General features: G+C 57.4%; 23 protein-coding genes. 14 read left to right on the top strand and 9 right to left on the bottom strand.

Features of this window, described 5'->3' with window-relative positions; genetic code table 11:
• Positions 1-337: 337 nt before the first annotated feature.
• Positions 338-922: a gamma-glutamylcyclotransferase gene (locus hmeg3_RS07380; protein WP_094563169.1), complete on the top strand. Its 585-nt coding sequence runs from the start codon at positions 338-340 to the stop codon at positions 920-922.
• 33 nt (positions 923-955) lie between these two features.
• Here hmeg3_RS07380 and hmeg3_RS07375 read toward each other — a convergent pair whose 3' ends face one another.
• The gene (locus tag hmeg3_RS07375) at positions 956-1,594 is read right to left on the bottom strand and encodes a LysE family translocator (RefSeq protein WP_094563168.1); all 639 of its coding nucleotides are present in this window, start codon (positions 1,592-1,594) and stop codon (positions 956-958) included.
• Positions 1,595-1,774: 180 nt separating this feature from the next.
• On the opposite strand from hmeg3_RS07375, the gene hmeg3_RS07370 reads away from it, so the two are divergent.
• The 6 genes from hmeg3_RS07370 to hmeg3_RS07345 all read left to right on the top strand — a co-directional run bounded on the left by hmeg3_RS07370 (position 1,775) and on the right by hmeg3_RS07345 (position 5,238).
• Positions 1,775-2,206, top strand: a complete 432-nt coding sequence (locus hmeg3_RS07370; RefSeq protein ID WP_232511914.1) for a helix-turn-helix transcriptional regulator — start codon at positions 1,775-1,777, stop codon at positions 2,204-2,206.
• A gap of 79 nt (positions 2,207-2,285) precedes the next feature.
• On the top strand, positions 2,286-2,702 hold the full coding sequence (locus hmeg3_RS07365; RefSeq protein WP_094563167.1) for a VOC family protein: 417 nt from the start codon (positions 2,286-2,288) through the stop codon (positions 2,700-2,702).
• Positions 2,703-2,791: 89 nt separating this feature from the next.
• Positions 2,792-3,274, top strand: a complete 483-nt coding sequence (locus hmeg3_RS07360) for an SRPBCC domain-containing protein (protein WP_094563166.1) — start codon at positions 2,792-2,794, stop codon at positions 3,272-3,274.
• A gap of 21 nt (positions 3,275-3,295) precedes the next feature.
• A complete protein-coding gene (locus hmeg3_RS07355) occupies positions 3,296-3,649 on the top strand; it encodes a GFA family protein (protein WP_094563165.1) in 354 nt (117 codons plus the stop codon).
• Between the two features lie 68 nt (positions 3,650-3,717).
• Positions 3,718-4,626 (top strand): hypothetical protein, encoded by a 909-nt coding sequence (locus tag hmeg3_RS07350; protein ID WP_094563164.1) that lies wholly within the window; start codon positions 3,718-3,720, stop codon positions 4,624-4,626.
• Positions 4,627-4,647: 21 nt separating this feature from the next.
• Entirely contained in the window at positions 4,648-5,238 is a 591-nt protein-coding gene (locus tag hmeg3_RS07345) for a YigZ family protein (RefSeq protein ID WP_094563163.1), read from the top strand.
• Here the strand turns inward: hmeg3_RS07345 and hmeg3_RS07340 are convergent.
• Positions 5,178-5,372: a hypothetical protein gene (locus tag hmeg3_RS07340; protein WP_094563162.1), complete on the bottom strand. Its 195-nt coding sequence runs from the start codon at positions 5,370-5,372 to the stop codon at positions 5,178-5,180. The two genes, hmeg3_RS07345 and hmeg3_RS07340, sit on opposite strands and share 61 nt — an antisense overlap.
• 23 nt (positions 5,373-5,395) lie before the next feature.
• On the bottom strand, positions 5,396-6,874 hold the full coding sequence (locus hmeg3_RS07335; RefSeq protein ID WP_094563161.1) for an MFS transporter: 1,479 nt from the start codon (positions 6,872-6,874) through the stop codon (positions 5,396-5,398).
• An 85-nt stretch (positions 6,875-6,959) separates the two neighbouring features.
• On the opposite strand from hmeg3_RS07335, the gene hmeg3_RS07330 reads away from it, so the two are divergent.
• The 3 genes from hmeg3_RS07330 to hmeg3_RS07320 all read left to right on the top strand — a co-directional run bounded on the left by hmeg3_RS07330 (position 6,960) and on the right by hmeg3_RS07320 (position 9,898).
• Positions 6,960-7,622 carry a metalloregulator ArsR/SmtB family transcription factor gene (locus tag hmeg3_RS07330; protein ID WP_094563160.1) on the top strand — a complete coding sequence of 221 codons (663 nt, stop codon included), beginning with the start codon at positions 6,960-6,962 and terminating at the stop codon, positions 7,620-7,622.
• A gap of 121 nt (positions 7,623-7,743) precedes the next feature.
• Positions 7,744-8,175, top strand: a complete 432-nt coding sequence (locus hmeg3_RS07325; protein ID WP_094563159.1) for a hypothetical protein — start codon at positions 7,744-7,746, stop codon at positions 8,173-8,175.
• A 322-nt stretch (positions 8,176-8,497) separates the two neighbouring features.
• Positions 8,498-9,898: a GGDEF domain-containing protein gene (locus tag hmeg3_RS07320; protein WP_094563158.1), complete on the top strand. Its 1,401-nt coding sequence runs from the start codon at positions 8,498-8,500 to the stop codon at positions 9,896-9,898.
• A 763-nt stretch (positions 9,899-10,661) separates the two neighbouring features.
• On the opposite strand, the gene hmeg3_RS07315 is transcribed toward hmeg3_RS07320, so the two are convergent.
• Together hmeg3_RS07315 and hmeg3_RS07310 are read right to left on the bottom strand one after the other, a co-directional pair.
• Entirely contained in the window at positions 10,662-11,501 is an 840-nt protein-coding gene (locus tag hmeg3_RS07315) for an alpha/beta hydrolase (RefSeq protein WP_094563157.1), read from the bottom strand.
• A gap of 426 nt (positions 11,502-11,927) precedes the next feature.
• Positions 11,928-13,331, bottom strand: a complete 1,404-nt coding sequence (locus tag hmeg3_RS07310) for an HdeD family acid-resistance protein (RefSeq protein ID WP_232511913.1) — start codon at positions 13,329-13,331, stop codon at positions 11,928-11,930.
• A gap of 189 nt (positions 13,332-13,520) precedes the next feature.
• Between hmeg3_RS07310 and hmeg3_RS07305 the strand changes: the two genes are divergently transcribed.
• The 3 genes from hmeg3_RS07305 (at position 13,521) to hmeg3_RS07295 (ending at position 16,742) form a co-directional block, all read left to right on the top strand.
• The gene (locus hmeg3_RS07305; RefSeq protein ID WP_094563156.1) at positions 13,521-14,297 is read left to right on the top strand and encodes a YdcF family protein; all 777 of its coding nucleotides are present in this window, start codon (positions 13,521-13,523) and stop codon (positions 14,295-14,297) included.
• A gap of 186 nt (positions 14,298-14,483) precedes the next feature.
• Entirely contained in the window at positions 14,484-16,259 is a 1,776-nt protein-coding gene (locus hmeg3_RS07300) for a methyl-accepting chemotaxis protein (RefSeq protein WP_094563155.1), read from the top strand.
• Between the two features lie 294 nt (positions 16,260-16,553).
• Positions 16,554-16,742: a hypothetical protein gene (locus hmeg3_RS07295; RefSeq protein ID WP_094563154.1), complete on the top strand. Its 189-nt coding sequence runs from the start codon at positions 16,554-16,556 to the stop codon at positions 16,740-16,742.
• A gap of 55 nt (positions 16,743-16,797) precedes the next feature.
• Here hmeg3_RS07295 and hmeg3_RS07290 read toward each other — a convergent pair whose 3' ends face one another.
• Positions 16,798-17,727 carry a LysR family transcriptional regulator gene (locus hmeg3_RS07290; protein WP_232511912.1) on the bottom strand — a complete coding sequence of 310 codons (930 nt, stop codon included), beginning with the start codon at positions 17,725-17,727 and terminating at the stop codon, positions 16,798-16,800.
• Positions 17,728-17,849: 122 nt separating this feature from the next.
• Between hmeg3_RS07290 and hmeg3_RS07285 the strand changes: the two genes are divergently transcribed.
• Positions 17,850-19,232 (top strand): NAD(P)H-dependent oxidoreductase, encoded by a 1,383-nt coding sequence (locus hmeg3_RS07285; RefSeq protein ID WP_094563153.1) that lies wholly within the window; start codon positions 17,850-17,852, stop codon positions 19,230-19,232.
• Between the two features lie 66 nt (positions 19,233-19,298).
• Here the strand turns inward: hmeg3_RS07285 and hmeg3_RS07280 are convergent, their stop codons facing one another.
• The 3 genes from hmeg3_RS07280 to hmeg3_RS07270 form a co-directional block, all read right to left on the bottom strand.
• On the bottom strand, positions 19,299-21,545 hold the full coding sequence (locus tag hmeg3_RS07280; protein WP_094563152.1) for a TonB-dependent receptor: 2,247 nt from the start codon (positions 21,543-21,545) through the stop codon (positions 19,299-19,301).
• A gap of 121 nt (positions 21,546-21,666) precedes the next feature.
• The gene (locus hmeg3_RS07275; RefSeq protein ID WP_232511911.1) at positions 21,667-21,981 is read right to left on the bottom strand and encodes a DUF2946 family protein; all 315 of its coding nucleotides are present in this window, start codon (positions 21,979-21,981) and stop codon (positions 21,667-21,669) included.
• 316 nt (positions 21,982-22,297) lie between these two features.
• Positions 22,298-23,020 (bottom strand): DUF4198 domain-containing protein, encoded by a 723-nt coding sequence (locus tag hmeg3_RS07270; RefSeq protein WP_094563151.1) that lies wholly within the window; start codon positions 23,018-23,020, stop codon positions 22,298-22,300.
• Positions 23,021-23,242 lie beyond the last annotated feature (222 nt).

Genomic DNA, 23,242 nt, shown 5'->3' with positions numbered 1-23,242 from the left:
CTCTTTCCGTTCCGCCCACTCCATCGGTGCGCGGAACGGTGTTGCTCTACCCTGCTTGCCACCCTCCCAAAACCCCTCACCGCAAGACGCCTCTCGCTAACCCCGACTCTCGTCTTCAGTCTGGCAACAGACACGTCCTGATCTCATCTTGAGATGTGACAACGATGCTGCAAAGCAACATCCAGCACGCTCTTCCAGATGGTTCCGGAATCTCTCCATTGCAAACGTTGTCCACATCGCTCGGCACCAGAGATCAATGCTGACTGAAGCGAAATAGCCTTGCCCTTATAATTTCCCTATCCGAGGCGCCTGCCCTCCCCAGTCACCAAACCAGCTCATGTCCGACAACACCATCTCCCGCAACAAAGCCATGACCAAGTTCGACCAGCATGACAGCGTGTGGCTGTTCGGCTATGGCTCACTGATCTTCAAGGCAGATTTTCCGTTCATCGAGCGTCGCCCCGCCCATATCGTGGGCTGGAGCCGCCGCTTCTGGCAAGGCTCGCATGACCATCGCGGTACCGTACAGGCGCCGGGGCGTGTGGTGACATTGATCCAGGATGAGGGAGCAACCTGCGCGGGCATGGCGTACCTGATCACGCCGGAAGTATTCGACCATCTGGACTACCGCGAAAAGAACGGCTATCTGCGTCTGTCGACCGACATCATTTTTGAGGATCACAGCAGCGCAGAAGGATTGATCTATATCGCGACCGAAGAGAATGCTGCTTTCCTCGGTCCGGCCCCGGAGCACGACATAGCACGCCAGATCGCCGTTGCAGAAGGCCCCAGCGGGCGCAATGCCGACTACCTGCTCGGCCTCGCCGTCGCTTTACGCGAACTGGGCAAAGAGGATGCCCACGTGTTTGAAATCGAACGGCATCTGCAACTGCTCAACGCCATCAATCAGGACAAAGAATAGCCGGCAGCCTTTTGATGGCTGCAACTATTCCGACTACTGACGCGCCGCCAGCAACAGCGCACCGGCGCCGATAAAGAAACCACCGGTCGCCTTGTTCAGGCGTGCAACGCCGCGCGACGTCCGGATGAAGCGGCGGATCTGCTTGCCGCAGAGAGAATAGACCGCACTCGATACGAATTCGGCGCACAGATAAATCGATCCCAAGACCAAAAACTGATGTGGCGCCGGACGTGCGGCGTCGATGAACTGCGGGAAGATCGCCGCGAACAACATGATCGCTTTCGGGTTGGTGATACCAAGCAAGAACTCCTGCATCACCAGCGCGCGAACGCTCTTTTGCAGCGGTACGCTTGCACCGGCTTTTTCCACGCCGTCGGCCAGTTCGAGACCATGAAATTCACGGCTGCGCCAGGCGCGATAGCCGAGATAAAACAGGTAGACCGCCCCCACCCACTTCACCGCCGTGAATGCGGTTTCGGAAGCCAGCAACATGGCGCCGAGCCCCACGGCTGAAATCGTTAAAAAAATGGCAAACGCCGTCACACGGCCAAAGGTCGCCAGCAGCGCCACGCCAACACCGCGGCGAATGCCGTTATTGAGCGCGCAAAAATTATTCGGACCAGGCACTAATGCCAACATGATGGCGACGGGGATGAAGAAAAAGGCGTCCATTACGATTCCGTATGAAGCGTGGGAAGACATTGATTTTAACAGCCACCCCGGTTTTTCGTTGCGTGTCTTGCGCGCGCTCGAGACCGGCTACGCATCCGTATGACGACACATAAAATTCTTGACAACACCAATGCAGAAGCCTTACTTTACCACTTAGTTAATTAAAGAATGACAAATCCCATGCCCCCTGACCACCTCAGCTCGACCTTCTCCGCTCTTGCCGATCCCACCCGGAGGGCCATTCTGGCGCGGCTGGCTTCAGGAGAGACATCGGTCAAGGAATTAATGGCGCCATTCGACATGAGCCCGCCGGCGATTACCAAACATCTCAAGGTATTGGAGCGCGCCGGCCTGATCACGCGGGGGCGTGAAGCGCAGTGGCGGCCTTGCAAGCTGGAAGCCCGGCCGTTGCATGAAGTGCATGCCTGGATCGACCAGTACCGCCAGTTCTGGGAAGCCAGCCTTGATCGCCTTGATGACTACTTGCTTGACTTGCAGGCAAACACGGGGAGCACGGCTGAAACGAACTTGACGGCAGATTTGAAAATCGAACAAGCACAAACAAAACCATCCGGTAAAAACAGCATAAGCAAAACCGCAGTCAAAAAATAGCAAGTCGCAGCAGCATGAAGCTCAGCAGCACCCTTCTTATCCCGTATTTACCAAATACTTTTTGAACAAGGAGCAGACCATGCAATTACATACTTATCTCAATTTCAACGGCCAGTGCGAAGAAGCCTTCCAGTTTTACAAGAGCATCTTCGGTGGCGACATCCTTTTCATGATGCGCAACAGCGATTCGCCGATGGCCAAGGACATGCCTGCAGAGCGGCTCAACCGCGTCATGCACGCGCGCATCATGATTGCCGGCCAGATCGTCATGGGCTCGGACGTGCAGGAAGACTGTGCGGAGAAACCCCAAGGTTTCAGCGTCACGATCAATACGCCGGATCCGGCCGAGGCCGAGCGCGTCTTCAACGCCTTGAACGTTGGCGCAGAAGTGCGCATGCCTCTGGAAGAGACCTTCTGGGCCGTGCGTTTTGGCATGCTGATCGACCGCTTCGGCATCCCATGGATGGTCAACTGCGAACGTCCGATGCCGGCCTGATTACAGCCTCACACATCTCGCCAAAAGACAATAAGACAGGCGATGACGCTGCCCGCCAAGAATCGGGGAAGCAATCAAGGAGATGCATCATGAACACGCCATCGGCATTCTCGTCGCCACTGGGCGCAGCGGGTGAACTGAATATCACCCGCACCTTCGACGCGCCACGAGAACTGCTCTTCAAACTTTGGACGGATCCTGAACACGTTCGACACTGGTGGGGACCGCTGACATGTCCCGCGGCCATATTGGAGATGGATGTCCGCCCCGGTGGCAGCTGGCGCGGCTGCCTGCATCGCGTCGAAGACGGCCGCAAGCTGTGGCAAGGCGGCGTGTTTCAAGAGGTAAAAGCACCTGAGCGGTTGGTGTTCACTTTTTCGTGGGATGAAGAAGGTGAACGCGGTATCGAGACGCTGGTCACCATCGACTTCACCGAAGAAGACGGCAAGACACGGATGCGCTTTCGTCAGACGCCCTTCCAGTCAGCGGCAGAACGCGATGGTCATCAGGGTGGATGGAACGGCAGCTTCAATCGCCTGGACGAACAGATCGCGACACTACGCAACCATTAAATCAATTCGGAAGGAGACAACATGATTTATCAGGGAAGCTGTCACTGCGGCGACATTACCTTCGAGGCCGAGGGCGAGAACGACATTGGCCCGGTGGTCGATTGCAACTGCTCGTACTGCAGCCGCAAGGGCACGCTGCTGTGGTTCGTCCCACGCGACAAGCTGACGCTGAAGACGCCGCACAGCGCCATCACCACCTATCATTTCAACAAACACGTGATCGACCATCAGTTCTGCAAGCGCTGCGGCTGCCAGCCTTTCGGGTTCGGGGTCGATCCGCAGGGCAATAAAATGGCGGCGATCAATGTGCGTTGTCTCGATGGGATAGATCTTGGCCACCTCAAGCACATCCACTATGACGGCCGCAGTGCTTAGGGCTTGCCATCGCGGGTAGTGTAAAATTCCGGGCCGCCACCGACTCGCCGGGGCGGACCAGGGAAGCCATGAACATCACCATCAATAACGAACTCCTCCAATACATCGATCCGCTCACCGCCAACGAATACGCCGCTCTTGAGCGCAGTCTGCTGGCAGAAGGTTGCCGCGACGCGCTGGTGCTGTGGGGCGAAGTGCTGGTTGACGGCCACAACCGTTATGAAATCTGCCGCAAGCACGGCATCGAATTCAAGACCGTACAGAACACCAGTTTCGCATCGATCGACGACGTCATGCTGTGGATGATCGATAACCAGCTCGGCCGCCGCAGCGTCACTGACTTCCAACGCGGTGTGCTGGCGCTGCGCAAGCGCGACATCATCTCGGCCCGCGTCAAGGCGGAGATGGACGCGTCCATCGAGTCGAAGGACGCGTCTGCCTATGAACCTGTCGGCGACGGCGCTGCCAAGCCTGCAGAGGATGCCGCAGCCAATAGCGCTATCCCGAGCGCATCCATCAAGACGCGCGAAGACATTGCACGCGTCGCCGGCATCAGCAGCAACACCGTCGGCCAGATCGAAAAAATCCGCAAGACCGCCGCGCCGGAACTGGTTGAAGCCGTACGTGCCGGCACGATTTCCATCAACGCGGCCGCAGCCGTCGCGTCCCTGCCCAGCGATGAGCAGGTCAACGCCGTTGCCGGCGGCAAGAAGGAATTACGCCAGGCCGCCAAGATGGTGCGCGAGCAGCAAGCGGCAAATCGGACACCACGCACGCCACCCGCACCCCGCGCGCAATCGGAAGATGGCGAAGCCGATAACGGTGCGCCCTTCTCCGGTTCGTCACCCGTCGGCAGCAATGACCCCGTCGCCTTGCGCGCGGAAATCGCCGCCTTGAATGCGCGCATTACCGCCCTGACCGCAGAAAATCAGGCCTTGCAAGCCGAAGTCGACGCACTACGCGGCGTCGCGGCCTGAGCCCGATAGCCGCCACGTATTTTGCCGACCTATACGCTCGCCGCCGCCGTCGAGGTCGAGGCGGAAATCCGCAAAAGCCGCTTCATCGGCATCGTCATGCCGGTCGACAGCCGCGACGCTGCACACGCTGAACTGGAACGCCTGCGCGCACAACATCGGGCTGCAACACATGTGTGCTGGGCTTTGATGGCAGGTGGCCAGTCGGGCATGTCGGATGATGGCGAACCCTCCGGTACGGCCGGACGTCCGATGCTGGAAGTCTTGCGCCATCACGAGCTTGATGGCGTGCTGGCTGCGGTGGTGCGCTACTACGGCGGTATCAAGCTGGGCTCGGGCGGACTGGTGCGCGCTTATACCGATGCCGTGGCATCGGCCTTAAAGCAGGCGCACCGTATCGAACGCATCGCCTACGCCGAAGTGGAAATCACCATCGCCTACGCGGATGAATCGCACCTGCGCTACTGGTTGCAACAGAAACAATACACATTAGTCGGCAGCAGCCACGACACGCTGGCACGGCTGCATGTGCGACTGCCAGCCGCAGACCTCGATCAGTTGAAAGAATCCTTGCCGCGACTGGCTTCAAACGCTTCGATCAGACAAATCATGTAATCCATTCTGGCGGATTCGGCAGGGCTCAGTCGCCGGGTGCGTCCCCAAAGTGCATCGAATTCAGCGACGATCAGGTGATATTCAATCTCGCTGATATCCGATGGCAGAGCGGCTTCCTGCAGGCTTGCTGACATGATGGCTTCCTAGCGGTTTCTGCTTACTGCGCCGTCAATCTGCGCACCAGAACAATCGCCGCCATCGGCCCCAGCGCAAATAATCCGAACAGGCAATAGGCGGCCATACGCGCACCATCCGGGCCTCCCGGCTGGCTTAAGCCGGCTGCGTTGACCGTCAACCCTGCCAACGCTGCGCCGATCGCCATTGCATACAGCTGCACTGTGCTGATGCCGGCGGAGGCCAGGTTTTCTTCACCAGCCTTCGCCGACTTCATCACACGTGTCACCAGATGCGGCCAGCCCATGCCGATCCCGAGTCCGACACCGGCCAAGGCTACCGCGATACACACGCCTTCGATCGCAGAGGCGATGCCATCGATACCATTCAACAGATCCCCCGGCAACAGCAAGGCCAGCGCGATCAGGGACAGCGCCATGATCACCGGCCCTGTCCGCACCATGCGATCGGCGCCCGTATCATTGCTCGACGAACTGAGTAAGGAGGCAAGGCTCCAGCCACCCGCCATGGCGGCCGTCATGTAACCGGCCTGCAACGGCGAGTAGGCATGCAGCGTTTGCAAAAAATACGGCACGAAGATTTCCGTCATGCCGGCGATCATCAGCAAGGACAAACTGGCGAAGACTTTGCCCATCGCACTCTTCAGGGTATAGGCGTCGGCAGGCAGCAAGGCAACCCCAGGACGAAGATCGAGCCGCGCAACCAGCACGCCCAATACCAGGCCGGCAGCCACGCCGAGCAACTTGCCGGCGTCATCCAGCGCTTGCCCAGCCAGCGCCACCAGCAGTACGGAGGCTGTGAGCAAGGCAATTTTCACTAAAGGCATGCGTACAGTCGGCTTGCCGGTCCCTTGTTTGCCACGCAACTGTGCGGCGACAATCAACGCTTGGGCCAACGATACCGGCAGCAGGCACCAGAACGCCAACCGCCACGCGCCGCTTTCCGCAAATATCCCGCCGACCGCCGGCCCGAGCAGTGTGGCAATGCCCCACATGCCTGATACCAGCGACACCGCGCGCGACCAAAGCCGCTGCTCAAATACGATACGAATCAAGGCATAACTCAACGCCGCCAGCAAGCCGCCGCCGACGCCTTGCACGCTGCGCCCGCTCAGCATCCAGAACATGTCTTGCGCCGTCGCGCACAAAATGGAACCGGCGGAGAAAACCGCCAGCGCGAACAAATAGGTGCGACGCGGGCCGAGTACATCCAGCAGTTTGCTGGTCAGCGTCGAACCGAAAATCGACGCCGCGACAAATAGTGTGATGTTCCACGCGTAATAGGCCAGGCCGCCGATATCGCGCACAACCGAAGGCAGGATGGTGGTGACGATGTGGACGTTGATGGCATGCAGCGCAACGCCGCCTGTCAATGCGACGGCACGCAAGGCATTGCCGCCGGAGAGCAATTCACCCCAGCTGGCGGAAGGTACGGAGGCAGCATCGTCACGGATGCGCTTGCTGGCTTGGATTGCGTCTTCAATATTGCTTGTGTCAGTCATCGCGCGCCTCGACATTCGAATGGGGAAAGCATAATATGCAAGTGTTTAATTGGATATTTATTCAAACGCATACTAAGCCTGCTCAATGAAATACACAAGCAAAAACTTGGAAAATACTGAGACCATGCCGACGGCCGAACGCATCCTGTTTCGCCTGAAGACCAAGGGATCGGCCTCGACCGCCCAGTTGGCGCAGGAATTGGCGATGACAGCGGAAGCCGCCCGGCTGCAAGTGCAAAAGCTCTTGGCGGAAGATCTGATCAAAGGCGCTCAGGAAATCTCATCCGGCGCCGGCCGGCCGAAACAGAACTGGGAGCTCAGCGCGGCAGGCCATGCCCGCTTCCCCGACTCACACGCCTACCTGACGGTGCAACTGATCGGATCAATCAGGCAACTGTTTGGCGAAGAAGGACTGGAGCGCCTGATTGCACAACGTGAAGGCGAAATGCGCAGTGACTATCTGCATGCCTGCCAAAGCCAAAACAGCATCCCCAGAAAACTGGAAAAGCTGGCCGGCCTGCGTGCTGCGGAGGGTTATATGGCGCGTGTCGAAAAACAGGGCAAGGACTGGCTGCTGATCGAAGACCATTGTCCGATCTGTGCTGCAGCACAAAGCTGTCAGGGCTTCTGCCGCTCGGAGCTGCAACTGTTTCAGGAAGTGATCGGCGATGAAGCATCCGTGACGCGCGAAGAACATTTGCTGGCTGGTGCACGGCGCTGCGTCTATCGCATTCACCCTGAGAGCTAGCCGTCATTGCTGTATTGCCCCACGTCATGGTCGCTTCGTGTCAAAATCACCACCACGAATCTGGAATACAGATAAAAAAGAAGCATCCAGAACCATCATTTCATCCTATAAGGAAGCAGCAATGAAGACACCGATCACCGCCTGCCTGCTGGCATTGACGTTGGCGGCATGCAGCACCACGCCGCCGAACCAACAGACAACGCCGACCGGACAAGTCCCACTGGCACGCATCTATATCAAGAGCATGACGGCGCAAATGCCGGATCTGGCTGAAGTACAGTTCTCGCGCGAGTCGGGATTTTTCATTGGCAGCTCTCCTGAAGAACTGGCGATCAATGATGTTGTCCTGGCAGAGATCTGGGAAGGCGAACGTCTGAGCATCTGGCTCAAGCCTGGCACCAGCTACACTTTCAGCGTCAAACCCATGCGCTCGCTCAACACCAACTACACAATTCCGCCGGCGACCCTGACACTCGATCTCAAAGCGCCAAGCGTCTACAAAGTACGCATCGGCTTTGACAAAAAAGGACTCACCCTGCAATCGCAAAACTGAGTTTGCGAACGCCGCAAGGCAACGATTGAGGCGTAAAAAAGCGCGGCAAGTCCGCGCTTTTTTTACGTTTGATACTTTCTGTTCCTTTCACGTTCGAATTCTCATCACGGCCGGTTCACGCTGTTTTTCTGATGCGCAACACGAAGAAAGCCCATCAGGAGCGACTTTCCGGCATTTTTACGAACGCTTTCATTGCCTCAAAAAAACTATCTCGTCTAAATTACAACATTCCAAAATAAATTATCAATCGGGCATGATTCTTCTCAGTCGGAGGACTTTATACGCACTAAGATGTGAAAAAATCAATTAAAAGACGAGTGACATGCAAGACGAACTTTATCTCATCAAGGAAGCAGAAGTAGGTAGTCGCCAGATCGGCCTGGCCAAGGTCGTCGTCACGCTGCTATTGCTGTCTGCAGCCATCGCCACACCGCTGGCCATGGTGCCGCTGTTGCCGGTACCGGGCTATATGAGTGCGTTCGGCATTGCAATGATCATCATCAACATCATTCTCGGCGCGCTGCTTTTTGCCAAAGGCCTGATCGAGAGCAACGAACGCACGATACGATTGGGCACCGCGTACTTCTTCGTCACCGTCATTTTCATTCCGCTGATTGCGGCGTTTCCCGGCGGTCTGATGACAGCCCCCATTATCGGCGAGACGAGTAGCGCAGTCTGGCTGTGGTGCTACTGGCATACCGGCTTTGGCCTTCTGATCATTCGCTATGCACTGAGTTCGGACGACGTTGCCGGCACTGCCACCAGTGTGCGTACATCCATCATTGCGACGATCGCCGTGGTCGCCCTGCTGACGCTGAGCGCGACGATCGGTTTGCCCTATATGCCTGCGGTGTTTCGCAATGGCAAAAACTTCTTCGACGATTCGACCCTGGTCATCCCCGCCTTGGTATTTGGCATCAATCTGATTGCCCTGCTCTGCGTCATGCGCATGCGTGACAGCAAGCCTGAGCAGTTGTGGGTGATGGTCGGGATGTTCGCCGCCTGCATCGACATCTGGCTGACGCTGTATGGCGGCTCGCGCTTTTCGCTGGGCTGGTATTTCGCCAAGATGACCAGCCTGTTCACGTCGCTTGTCGTGCTGATTTCACAGCTCTACGGCATCACCCGGCTCTATAACAGCATCGCCGGCGCCAATAAAATCCTCATGACCCAGGCCAACCAGGACGGGTTGACGGCATTGTCAAACCGACGCTGCTTTGACCAGGTGCTGGAAATTGAATGGAATCGCGCGCGCCGCGACAAGCGTTCGCTGGCGCTGCTGATGATTGATGTCGACTTTTTCAAAAAATACAACGACTGCTATGGCCATCTGGCGGGTGACGACTGCCTGCGCAAGATTGCCAGCCATATGCTGGCAGTGATCAACCGCCCCGGCGACGTCGCTGCACGCTATGGCGGCGAAGAGTTTGTGGTGATGTTGCCCAATACCGACGCCAGCGGCGCACGGCTGGTTGGCGAACGCCTGCTCTATAACCTGTCGCAGGCAGCCATCCCTCATGCGGAAAATGTGCCATCCGGACATGTCACGCTCAGCATTGGCGTGTCAGCCATGGTTCCCGGCGCGGGCAGCAATACGACCATGCTGGCGCTGGCTGCCGACAAGGCCCTCTATGAAGCCAAGGAACATGGCCGCAACCAGATCCGTACGGCCGCTCAGGAAAGTATCGTTCCCATGGCGACACCGGCGTTCCTGATGAGTTGATTGACTGATTGCACTTGCCAGACTGAAAAGAAGCAGATATTCAACAAACCAATAACTGGTATTGGTAATCAAAATTGGAAAAAGCAGATCGAAACACGCATACTGCAACGCAACATAAATCACTTTTTGCGGAGCCTGCCATGCGTATTCTGATCGACGTCCTGCCTTACACCCTGCTGATCGCTGCAATGGTCGCGCGTTACTTCGCATCGACACGTTAATCCGGCTGGCAGTATCGACTGTTCAGTCCTGAATCCGCTCTGATGCGGATCTGGCGCGGTTGACCAAGAAATAGAAAAGGGCAGAGTTCATCTGCCCTTTTGCTTTTCCGGATCGCTTATCTCCTGCATGACGGTAGGTCACTCCGGCAAAGCTGTCTTTACAATTCTTTCCCCGCATTCAAGAAAAAGCCTGCCGCGTCGATATGCTGGTGGGGCTTTGTCGCCCGTTGCCATTACTTGCTGTTACTCTCCCGGCTCTTCATTTATTTTGAAAGATTGCTCATGCGGCGCATCATGACCATCATCCTCTCTACAGCACTGGCGCTGGCGCTCAACGGCTGCGCATGTGCTCCTGGATTCGTGGGCTTTGACAGTCGCTGCGGCTTTCTCAACTTCCCGAGCGGACAACCCTGAGGCGTCTTTTCACTTGTAAATACAGGTTAATTTTTACTCGCACCTTTCCACCTATTCCGCCAGCCCGTCGCAGACCGGGAAACGCCATGTGCGTTGCAGCAAAAAATCAGTGATCGGCTTCCACTACTTCACGCGAGATGCGACACAAGCCAGCTTTGCAAATCACCCTGAACGCGCAAGCGACGCTCCTTCGATTCATTGAAAATTTCGTGATAGGCGTCGTCATAGCAATACAGGCATTTGTCGACTTGCGGCACGCTCGAAAAGAAAGAACGACTTCCCTCCGGATCCACAAACACGTCATCGCCCGCGATCTGCAATAACAGCGGCAGGGTAAAAGTGCCGGCGTCGCGCTGCACCTGCGCCATCGCCGACAGCATGAAGTTGACGACACGCGCGGCGACCTTACCGTGATTCAGCGGGTCGTTGCGGTATCTCTGCACCACTTCCGTATCGTGCGATACCAACTCTGCCGGCAAACTGGTCGGCACGGCAAAACCCGGTGCAAGGCGCGTCGTCAGGGCAAGTAATATTTTCTGGAAGCCACTCATGCGAATCGCCAACGCCGGCGACGACAGGAGCAAACCGCGCACCTTCGACAAGCCGCCGGTGGCAAAGCGCGCTGCCACCAATCCCCCAAGGCTGTGACCAAAAAGAAAAGGCGTGGTATCGCACTGCTGCGCAAAATCATCAAATACCAATTTCAGATCGGTCAGAAAATCGGCATCGCTGCGCAAACTCCCACGTGCGCCGTCTGATTTCCCGTGACCACGCTGATCGTGAATACGCACCGACAACCCTGCGTCATGGAACAGTCCTGCCAACTCCGCATACCGTCCGCCGTGCTCCCCTAATCCATGGACAAGAACAATGGCGCCGCGCGGTGCTGCGTGTCGCCATTCCCGGTAAAACAAGGTGGTGCCATCGCTGGCCTGAAGGGATCCGGTATTTTCGTTATTGATCGGCATGGAGGCGTCGGTGAGATGTTGGCCTGGTGACAGTCATGGCATACAGGGAGCGAAGCCATTATATCGGTTGACGCAGATGCCGACTTCCACACCCGCCTTGGCTGAGCGGATAGCTTGCAAGGACCTGCGGTGCAATGACGGTGTGTTGAAGGATTTTCGATACGAGACGATATGATGCACCGGACAATCCCGGGTCGGATTTCACCGTGCGCCACGATGGCGCTATAGCTCGGATATCGTTGCTTGATATGGGATCGGGAAGATTCCTGACAGTGAGGAATGCGCAGATCGCGCATTCCCGAGAATTGGTGTTGGTATATTTTTTAACCGCCAACTCCGGTGTCGAGAGCAGATAATACGGTCGCCCTCATAGCGCACCAATCGGACGACGCCGGATTGGCGTGTAGGACAATATCCCGCAGCGGTTTAGCGGCCGGCGCCTGAATCTTCTCTCTGATTGACCGATACAGGCAACACGCGACTCGCCGCATCCGCGCGTCGAAAACGTCTGCTGCGGCGGATCGCCAGTTGCACGCTGGCCATCCATGACAAAGGCCGCGGATGCACCACGGCGCGCAAGGCGCGCGCATAGTCGAGCGTCAATCCCGGCGTCCACGCCATGGTCGCGGCGCGCTTCTGGATCTGACTGGCGACCCAGACCTCCGGCGTAAAAAGAACCTTGATGAAACCCAGCCATTGATCGGCACGCCGACCAATGACGCCCTCCAATGCGGCCTCCAGCGCATACGCAACGGTGCTGGAGCAGTTGCGGTATGTCAGGTTGTAAATCTCTTCCTGACGGTACTGCTGCCAAAACCGCAGAAGCCGCCTCGAATCGTAATCGCGAAACGAGATCTTCTCTGTTGACGGGCACCATGATGCCGCTTCCGATGGATAGTCGGTCAAATAACGGCCGCGCACGTTGTTGTCCGGCGTAGCGCGCAGCAAACGTGCGAACTCATCCGGTGAGCGGTCGATTTCCTCGGCCGGATAGAGGCTGATGTACAAGCTCGGCGCGACCTCCAGCGCCGCATGGCCGGTGGAGATTCTGCCGCTGGCATCCACCGCTGCAATGTACCGATTGACGATGGGCCGATTCAAAGTCTGCTCTTTGGCAGAGCCGACTGGTGTCCATACGTGCACAGTCAAAGGCGCCGCGCTTTCGACGTCAGGCAGCGTATCGTCGGCAGCAAAGGTATCGCGATCGTGGCTGCCTGCGTCGAGCGGACGATCGGAATCCGCATTCCGGAAAGACAGCTGAGAAATCGACGCGGTCTGCGGCAAACGCCGCGTACGGCTGGCCAGCCAGATGAGGCTCCAACCACTGAAGATCAGCCCCATCCCGATGCAATAAGGCAGCGTACCTTTGTAATGCGTCGGATACGGTTGGAAGAAAAAGATGGCGATCAGAATTTGTCCGATGCCACCGGCCAGCGCCATGCGCCAGCGCGGAAAGCGCACCACCAGCGCCGAGGCAATCTGCAAGCCGCCACCGATCGTGAACGCTGTGCCGAACAACATGGCCAGCACCATGTCGCTGGTCGGATGCAGCGAGATCACCAAGAGCGAAATCAGCAGGAACAAACCACCCTTCAGATAACGCAGCGACTTTTGCGCCCCGATGCCGCTGGATGCAAGGAAGAGCGTTGCCAGGCTTTCCGCCAACAACAAATAGCCGAACACGGTAAGAGGAAACACCAATACGCCATCGAGCGCATCGATGCACAGACTGACACCGATCACGCCCCATGCCAGACCGATCAACGCCAGCACATGCCAATAACGGCGAATGAAATCAGCACCCAACAATAGCAAGACCAGACGTATCACTTCCTTCTCCCTTTCCTGAATTCTGCATGACCGCCTACCTATTTCTGGGGATGACCGACGATGCATCTCCCGACATTTTAACGTCGTCGACACTTTCACTCCGTCAAGGCAGCATCATCTACCTGCAACATCCGTGACAAGCGTGCGTCCGCACGGCGATAATGGCCGGCCGCCATCATCAACTTTGTCATGTCCCTATTCATCAAGATCGTCAGTACACTCCTGCTGTTTCCTGCCAATCTGTTATTGCTGGCGGCACTTGGCTTGCTGCTGCGCCGTCGCCGGCGCGGCGCAATCTGGCTGAGCTGGACTGCGCTTGCCTTGTTATGGGTGTTTAGTACGCGCGCCGGCGCCCTGCTGCTGGTCGCTCCTCTGGAGACACAGACGCCGCCCATGTCCAACGCAACGATAGCAAGCTCCCATGCGCAGGCAATCGTGGTGCTCGGCGCACGCCGGCAGTCCAATGCGCCGGAATATAACAATCAGGACGCGCCCGGCTATCTGGCGCTGGCCCGTTTGCAATACGCAGCCAGACTCCACCGCATCAGCCATCTTCCTTTGCTGGTCACAGGAGGCAAGACCGATGCTGCCCTAGAAAGCGAAGCCGAGGTCATGGCGCGCAGCCTGCATGACGATTTTGGCGTGAGTACGCGCTGGCTGGAAAATGCGGCGAACGACACCGCACAAAATGCGTCGTTCTCCGCAGCCCTGCTTGGCAAGGACGGTGTACAACACATCCTGCTGGTGACGGATGCGATCCATATGCCGAGAGCATTGGCCAGTTTCCAAAAGACCGGTTTGGAGATTACGCCTGCACCGACTGTTTTCTTCAGCCATGAGCGGCTTTCACCGTACGACTATGTTCCCAGTGGAGAAGGCTTGCGGCGCAGCAACTACGCCTTGCATGAATGGATAGGCCTGCTTTGGTACACGCTCAGGGACAAGGTCACGAGCAAGGTCAGATAAGGCCTGTGAAAGCCGCACTAATCGCGGCTTTCTTTTTTTCTAGCACGTTTAAAGTTAGTCTGTTGCCACGCCGTTAACAACTAAAAAACGACAACAACTCGGGTATCGCTATCCAAGTTTCCAAGGCGAGCAAAGACTCGCCGGACACCACGACTATTAATCTAGGAAAACTTTGGAGATCATCGGATGAAACTCTCATTCAAACAACGGTTGTGGACGCCGCTCGTCATCAGTCTGATTGCGTTGCTGGCCATCTCAATCTTCAACATACTCCAGGCGCGCGACATTCGCCTGGAAGAGCGCAAGAAGGACCTGATCAACGTCGCGCAAGTCGCCATGAGCACCATCAAAGAATATGGCGAACTGGCGAAAAGTGGCGCAATGAGCAAGGAAGACGCGCAAAAGGCGGCGTTGTTGCGTGTGAAAAGCATGCGCTATGGCACCGATGGTTATTTCTCGGTCTCCAACTCGCAGGCCGTGACAGTGATGCATCCGATCAAGCCTGAGTTGAACGGCAAGGACTTGTCGGCCTTCAAGGATCCCAACGGCACACTGGTGTTCGTGAACATTTCCAAGGCCGGCGCCAAACCCGAAGGCGACTTCATCAACTACGTCTGGCCCAAGGTCGGCTCGCAGGATCCAGTGCCAAAAACTTCCTACGCTTTCCGCTATGAGCCATGGGATTGGATCGTTACTACCGGCGTCTATGTGGACGATATCAACAGCGCTTTCATGCGTTCGATCTATCAGGCGGCCGCTATTTTCTTCGGCTTCGCAATCATCCTGATCGCTCTGGTGGTGGTGAATAATCGCAGCATTCTGCGCACTATCGGCGGCGATCCTGGCGATGCGGCTGAAATCGCCAACAAGATTTCCGATGGCGACCTGACACTGGCAATCAACACTGTGCCCGGCGATACCTCCAGTCTGTTGTATGCCTTCAAACGCATGCGCGATTCACTGACGCACACGATCTCCAATATCAAGTCGTCCGCTGACACCATTGCCACGGCATCGAGCGAAATCGCCAGCGGCAACCTCGATCTGTCCAGCCGCACCGAACAGCAAGCCGGATCGATCGAAGAAACCGCTTCGGCCATGGAAGAACTCACCTCGACCGTCAAACAGAACGCCGACAATGCACGCCAGGCAAATCAGCTGGCGGTATCGGCTTCGGAAGTCGCAGTTCAGGGTGGCGCCGTCGTCAGTCAGGTCGTTGATACGATGGGTTCGATCAATGATTCGTCGCGCAAGATTGTCGACATCATCAGCGTGATTGACGGTATTGCCTTCCAGACCAATATTCTGGCGCTCAACGCTGCGGTGGAAGCTGCTCGTGCCGGCGAACAAGGCCGCGGCTTTGCCGTGGTGGCTTCTGAAGTGCGCAGCCTGGCACAACGCTCGTCCGCTGCCGCCAAGGAAATCAAGACACTGATTGACGACTCCGTCGCCAAGGTCGATGTCGGTAGCAAGCTGGTGCAGCAAGCCGGAGAAACCATGAACGAGGTGGTCGCCAGCGTCAAGCGCGTGACCGACATCGTCGGCGAAATCAGCTCGGCCAGCCAGGAACAAAGCGCGGGTATCGGTGAAGTCGGCCAGGCGATTACGCAGATGGACGAAGGCACGCAGCAAAACGCCGCGCTGGTGGAACAAGCTGCTGCTGCAGCGCAATCGCTGCAAGATCAGGCCGCCACACTGGCCAATCTGGTTGGTCGCTTCAAGCTGGATGCAACACAAACGCATCAGCTTGCCGCCGCACCGATTCGCAGCACACCGCAATCATTTAAAGCGCCGGTAAAAACATCCGCACCAGCGGCCGCAGCCAAACCAGCCGCAATTACCAAAGCTAAAGCCAAACCGGCTCCAGCGTCGGCGCCACGTCTGGGCGGTGCCGGCGCCAAACCGGCCAGTGCTTCGAAAGCGGCAACTCCTGACTCGGATTCGGACTGGGAAACATTCTAAAACCAAGACCGAAATTAAGATTAATCAGGCAACATTTGCTGAGTAGCAAGAAGTGAAGAAACAAAAAAGGGCCTGCACATGCAGGCCCTTTTTTTTAATGTCATCTTTTCTTTCCCCTGTCTCGCAGCAAGCACATTTCTTGCTCGCACTTTTTACACAAGTCACAGTCAAATCGAGAATAGGCTTAAAATAAGTTTTCGTAAGCCTCGGGTCAGGCATATTGCCCGGCCGTCTGTGAAGTCCAGAAGTGTGTTTGACAGGTTAGCCTGTCGAGTCCGTTTAAGGAAAAGAGACATGGCGAACTCACCTAAAAATATCTCCAGCCTGATGTGCGAACTCAGCGTCGCACTCGCCGACCTTGCCGAAAAAATGAGCAATCTGGCAATCAATCTGGAAAATCAGTATCTCGATTCCGACGCTGAAGAGCCGGTTGCCCTGATGGAAGCAGCGCGCTCAACGATAGAGAAAGCCAAAAGCAGTTAAGCCGGTTCTCAATTCATTACCTCGGAATTCATCCATCCGGCATGACAAGATGTCATCACGCGATCGTCTGATCGATCCAGAACTTTTCGCCTTCTGCCTGTACACGTTCCGCAATAAAATCCGCAACCACATTGACCCGCAAAATGTCGCGTGCGTCCGCATGCGTAATCAGCCAGTAAGAGCGATACAGCCGGATATCCGGCAGCAAGCGCACCAGGCTTTCCGCCCTCTCCTCCTCACGCGCCATGAAGCATGGCAACACGCCCAGACCTGCGCCTCCGACCACCGCCGCCATCTGGCTGATGATGTTCGATATCCGGATGCGCGGACGTAACAGGGGTGATATGTCGGAGAGATAGTCCAGCTCGCGCGACCACATCAGGTCTTCCACATAACCGACCCAGGTATGCGCCTCCAGTTGCGCCTTGTTGTCGATATGGCCGTGTCGCTGCAGATAGTTGCTGGAAGCATAAATCCCCAGTTCATAGTCATTCAGACGACGCGCATAAAGACGCCCCTGCTCCGGACGCGTCATGCTGATGGCAATGTCGGCTTCGCGTTTGGAAAGGCTGAACATACGCGGGTTGGCGATGAGTTCCACTTCCAGCTCAGGATGTTGCTGCGCCAGCAAGCTAAGTTGCGGCGCCAGAAAGTAGGTGCCCCAGGCTTCCGGCGTGCCGATGCGGATCGAGCCGGTCAATCCTTGCTTGGCGTCGTCCTGGCGAGCATGAATGCGTACGGCCAGACTTTCCATGGCTTCGGCATCGGCGATCAGGCGCTCCCCCTCCACCGTCAAGGCATAACCAGCCGACCGGCGATCAAATAGCACTGCGCCGAGCGACGCCTCCAGCCCGGCGATGCGACGGCTCAAGGTCGAATGATCGATGCCAAGCTGGCGGGCGGCCACAGTCAAACGACCTGCACGCACCACGGCGAGAAAGGCTTGCAGATCGTTCCAGTCGAATTTACGCATCGTCTTCTGCATGGGATTTTTTGCACATGAAGTTTGTGATATTCGGCATTTACCACGAAAAATCCCAATGCTACTCTTTTTCCAGGCTGCGACCCGCAAGCCCTGCAAAGACAATGACAAAGCTAGGAGACAGCATGGCAACCATGTTCCAACAATTGAAGGCGCTGGCCGAAGCCGGCAAACCGGTGCGCGTAGGCCTCATCGGTGCGGGCAAATTCGGCTCGATGTTCCTCTCGCAGGTGCCGCGCACACCCGGCGTGCATCTGCTGGGCATTGCTGACCTGTCGCCCACGCGCGCGAAGCAGGCATTGACGCGTGTCGGCTGGAAAGACGACATGCATGCTGCGCGTTCCTGGGATGAGGCGTTGCACGATGGCAGCACCTTTGTGCAGGACGATGCCGAAGCGATGATTTCGCATCCGCAGCTGGATATCGTCATCGACGCCACCGGCAGCCCTGCCGCCGGTATCCGTCACGCTCTGCTGTGCTGCAAGCATCGCAAACACATCATCATGGTCAACGTCGAGGCGGATGCCCTCGCCGGCCCGCTGCTGGCGCGCCGCGCCGCCGAAGCCGGAATCATTTATTCGATGGCCTACGGCGACCAGCCGGCGCTGATCGCCGAGATGGTCGACTGGGCGCGTACCTCCGGCTTCGACGTCGTCTGCGCCGGCAAGGGCACCAAATATCTGCCGATCTATCACCAGTCGACGCCGGATACGGTGTGGGGACATTACGGCTTCAGCGAAGCGCAGGTGGCCTCGGGAGACTTCAATGCGCAGATGTTCAACTCCTTCCTCGACGGCACCAAATCAGCACTGGAGATGGGCGCCGTCGCCAACGCCTGCGGCCTCACGCCGGGCGCGAACGGATTGGCCTTTCCGCCGTGCGGCGTCGATGATCTGCCGAATATTCTGAAACCCGCATCGGCGGGCGGCATCCTGTCGCATTCGGGTACGGTGGAAGTCGTGTCATCGCTGGAGCGCGATGGCCGTCCGGTGTTCCGCGATCTGCGCTGGGGCGTGTATGTCACCTTCGAAGCACCGAGCGATTACGTACGCGACTGCTTCGCCCAATACGGTCTCAAGACCGACGTCAGCGGCCGTTACGCCACCATGTACAAACCCTACCACCTGATCGGCCTGGAGCTGGGCATCTCGGTCGCCAACATCGCCGTGCGCGGCCAGCCGACCGGCAACACATTGGCTTTCAGCGGCGACACCGTTGCCACCGCCAAGCGCGATCTCAAACCGGGAGAAAAGCTCGACGGTGAAGGTGGCCACATGGTCTATGGCAAGCTGATGCCAGCAGTGGATTCGCTCAATGCGGAAGCACTGCCGATCGGGCTGGCGCATCACATCGTCTTGCAGCGCCCCGTCGCTGCCGGTCAGACCGTGCGCTGGAGCGATGTCGCCATCGACAGCAGCCTGGAGTCGATCCGCATTCGCCGCGAGATGGAAGAATTGTTCCGCAAGGAGATGGGACTGGCGGCGCCGCGCAGCAGCATCGCCGCCTGAATTCCAGGGCACAAAAAAGCCGCCGCGCAGTACATTGCGCGGCGGCTTTTTTTTACAGTCGAAAAATCAGAAGTCGTATTTCAACTCTGCAAACAAGGTTCTCTCCGGGAACGGATGAAACAGGAAGTAGTTCTTGTTGGTGAGATTGTCGATGCCGACTGCGGTGCTCCAGTGCTTATCGATCTTGTAGCGTACGCGTGCATCGAACACCATGAAGCCGTCAAAACCCTGATAGGTGTGCGTGTTGATGTCGCTGTTGTCGACCGTCGAATAGAGACGTCCGCTGTAGCGTCCTGCCAGCGTGTACGCCCACTTGTCATCAGGACGATAAGTCCCCACCAGCGTGGCGCGCCATTCGGGCACATAGGGTGTACGCTTGCCAACGGATGTCGTGGTGCTCGACACAAAGCTGCTGTTGGCAAGGATGCGCGCATCGACATAGGTCACGCTGCCGTTGATCTCCAATCCCCGAATCAGCACATCGTCTTTTTGCACGACGAACTCGACGCCACGCTGACGTGTCTTGTCGACGTTCTGCGTGAAGGACGACACAACCGTCCCCAGTGTCGACGTCTGCGAAATCAAGGCATCGGAAACCTCTTCCTGGAACAAGGACAGACGCAGCTTGCCTTTGTCGAGTGCGCGCTCGATGGCCAGCTCACTCGACAGCACTCGCTCGGGCTTCAGATTGGGATTGGGCTGGCGATAAATACCGTCGCTGCCGAGTACGTTCTGGTACAACTCGCCGACGGTTGGAAAACGCAGAGCCTTGCCGAATGAGCCGGTGAATTGCCAGAGATCACCGGGCGCCCATGCCACCGACAGTTTGGGAGAGAAGCCCGAATTGCGCACTTCCGGCTGATTGATGCCGCCACTTGCCACCGCATAGTTGTAGCCACCAAAAGCGCGCCACCATTCATAGCGTCCACCCAACGTGGCTTTCCAGTCCGGTGCCAGACGCCAGACATCTTGCGCCCACACAGCGCTGGTTTCTGTCTTGCCGCGCGAGTCGGTCGACAAGGCGCCGTTGCTGCCGGAAACCCAGTTGCTGGTCAGGTAGGTCGGGCTGACCAGTTTGTATTGATCATAGTGACCGCCGAAGCTGACGATATGCGCCCCTTTGACGCCATCCGGCCGCCAGACGCCTTTGAGATCCAGGGTTGACCAACCGGTGCCGCTGGCATCGGCGATGGTTCCGCTGCCGCCGGTTTGCGCAGCGGGATAAGTGCCGGTTGACGTCCGCGTGGAATCCTTGGCGGTATAGAAGTTGCTGGCGATGGCTTCCCAGTCGAACACGCCCTGCGTCTTGCTCCTGACAGCCAGGCTTTGTATCCACTGTTCCTGATCGGTGCTGTTGCTGGCGAGGCCGCTCGGATAGACCGTCGCGCCGGCAGCATTACTGAGATAGGACTGTCCGTGTGAATCGGCCCGGTTTTGCCAGTAGCCCAAGGTGTAAGTCGCGGTCAGCGTCGGCGAAAAATCGTAGGCCAGCTTGAGCTTGGCATTGTCTTGCACGGTATGGGTCAGGCCGTTCGCGCCGAGCACGAAGATATTCTTGCCATTTTTATCTTGCGTCGCATAGCCGCCGATACTACCGGCTGGCACCGTACTCGCTGTGACATAAGTAACCGGCTGGCTGTAGCCGTCCAGATGATTGGCGCTGAACCACCATGACCAATCTCCGCTGCGATTGCCGAGCGTGGCGGCGAATTCTTGCGAGCGATAGGTGTTGCTGGTGCCGTACTGGCTAAAGTCCTGAAACGCGGTGTTGGCCTTGACGCTGGCTTCGAAATGATCCGGCATGCGCGTGGTGATATCGGTGACGGCGCCGTAGGAATTGCCCGGGTATTGCGCGGCGAAGGGACCGTACAGCACGTCAATGCGCTCGATTTCTTCCGGTGCGACGAGGAACCAGCGCGGCGAACCATTGCCGTTGTTGTTGGCGATCAGCGCCGATAGCAGCGTGCCATCGGCATAGATCAGGCTGCGTGCGCTGGCGTTGATACCCGTAGTGCGCGTGGACATCGGCGCCTGCGTGTCACCGATGAAGCGCTTGCGCACCAGCACACTGGGCATGTACTTGAGGGTATCTTCGACGTTCATCGCGTTGACGGTGTCGGCGGCTTTCGCGGCAGTGATGCTCTCGGTGGTAGTGGGCAGCTTGTTCTTTTCGCTGACCGATTGCGATTCTTTGACGACGACCTCGGGCAAGGCGGGATCGCTGTTCTCAGCTTGGCTCAATGGAGTCCAGGCGGCAATCAGCGCCAGCAGCAAGGGACGCAGGGTTCCCGGAAATGGTGTGGATGTTTTCATGTGAGATCGATGTGCGACTTCTGTGCGACACGGCAACACCGGCGCAGCAGCATGTGAATAGAGTGTGTCTGGATCCGCTCGCGGAAAACTCAGCTGAGCGGCGGACACGCATCAGATAACTTCAGGCAATGGCGGGCGGTCCGCGAGAAGGCGTGACGATCCATGCAAACAACGGCTGCGGCGCGCGATAAAACAGGCGCGGCAACAAATGAGAAATGCTGAAGACGGTCTCACCAACGGCGACATGAGGTGGCGGCGTCAGGACGTCAGCATGCATCAGGCAATACGGACAATGTGCCGATGCGGCAAGCTGTTCTTTCCCCGAAATCGGCGCATCGCTTTTGTAGACGCCAAGGGCGCTGCAGATTTCCATCCAGAACGCAGGCGAAGAAGATTCCGGCGAAAAGGCGCGCGACAAGGTCGGAGCGAGCACCATCAGCAGCACCGCGAAAATAGCGGTCCAGGCGGTGATTTTTTGTTTGATTGTTGATCTCTTCCCCATCCGGCGACTTTAGCACGCAGGGGTAGCGCCGCGTACTGCCGCGAAGGCTGCTCTTACGGAGGGAACCTCGAGAAATGGAGCTATGCCGATCGGCTAAAAGCCTTTACAGTTAAGGCCTGGCGAGATATCGCCATTCAGAAAAAAGTTGAGAAAGCGAAAAACACAGAGGGTGCGACAAATTGCCGCACCCTTTAGATACCCGTGCCTGCGAGCAAGCGCCTGGGCTGCTCGCAGCGATCTCTGACTATCTTTACTTGGCCGGGCTTGGCTCAGTGACAGCGGCAGCAGGAACCGCCTTGATACCCTTGGTCTGCGTCAGTGTCAGGCTGGTGACGAAGCTGGCGATATCGTAAGGCTTGCCGTCGCGTTCACCGGCAGTCTTGTCGGTGTGATGCGCTTCGACGACGTAGGTGCCTTGCCATGGCAGATCAAATTTAACGACGCCTTGTTCATCCGTGTGGCTTTCTTTGCTCCAGCCGGCCGGTACCTGAATGTTGATCTTGGTCTTTGGCAGCGGCTGGCCCTTGTAGAACAGCTTGAACTCGCCGCGCTTGCCGGTCGGCACGACATCCAGCGTCAGGCGCGGCGCCTGTTCGGCATCCGATGTCACCAGACGTGCTGCCGGTGTCCATGCTGTGCGCACGACGGTGTCGCCGGTCTTGCGCTCCATCACCGGGTAATGCGCTTCTTCGGCGATGATGGATTCATTCTTGCCGGCGCGTGCCGACAGGGCAAAACCGTTCTTGCCCTTCTTCAGATCCAGTGTCTTGTCGCCATTGCTGCCCAACAAAACCGCGGTCGGCTGCTCGAACTTGTCGAGACGGCCCGGCGATACTTCGCGCAGGTTTTCAGCGAATTCACCGAAGTAGAGATTGGCGGACTTCGCATCCTGTTGCAGCCAGACGTGGTGAGCTTGCGCTGATGCAGCGAACAGCATGGTGGACAACAAGGCGGGAATGACAAGACGTTTCATGTAGTACTTCCTTTCAGGGTCGATGAAATAGTGATGCGACAAGACAAACGGACCGGACACAAAACGCTCCCCTCCTGAGCCACGTCTTTCACGGGACTGGAAACATCGGGCAGACCGGACATCGCTGAATGACTCTCTGGCGCGTTCGCAGCGGCAGTATGGAACCGCATCGTTGCAACGCACATCTGGCCTGGCTTGAGGCTTGGCGGGCTCTGGATAAAT

This window comes from Herbaspirillum sp. meg3 (assembly GCF_002257565.1).
Taxonomy (GTDB): domain Bacteria; phylum Pseudomonadota; class Gammaproteobacteria; order Burkholderiales; family Burkholderiaceae_D; genus Herbaspirillum.
The sequence above is the reverse complement of the archived record's forward strand: the minus strand, read 5'-3'. Positions and strand labels throughout refer to the sequence as shown.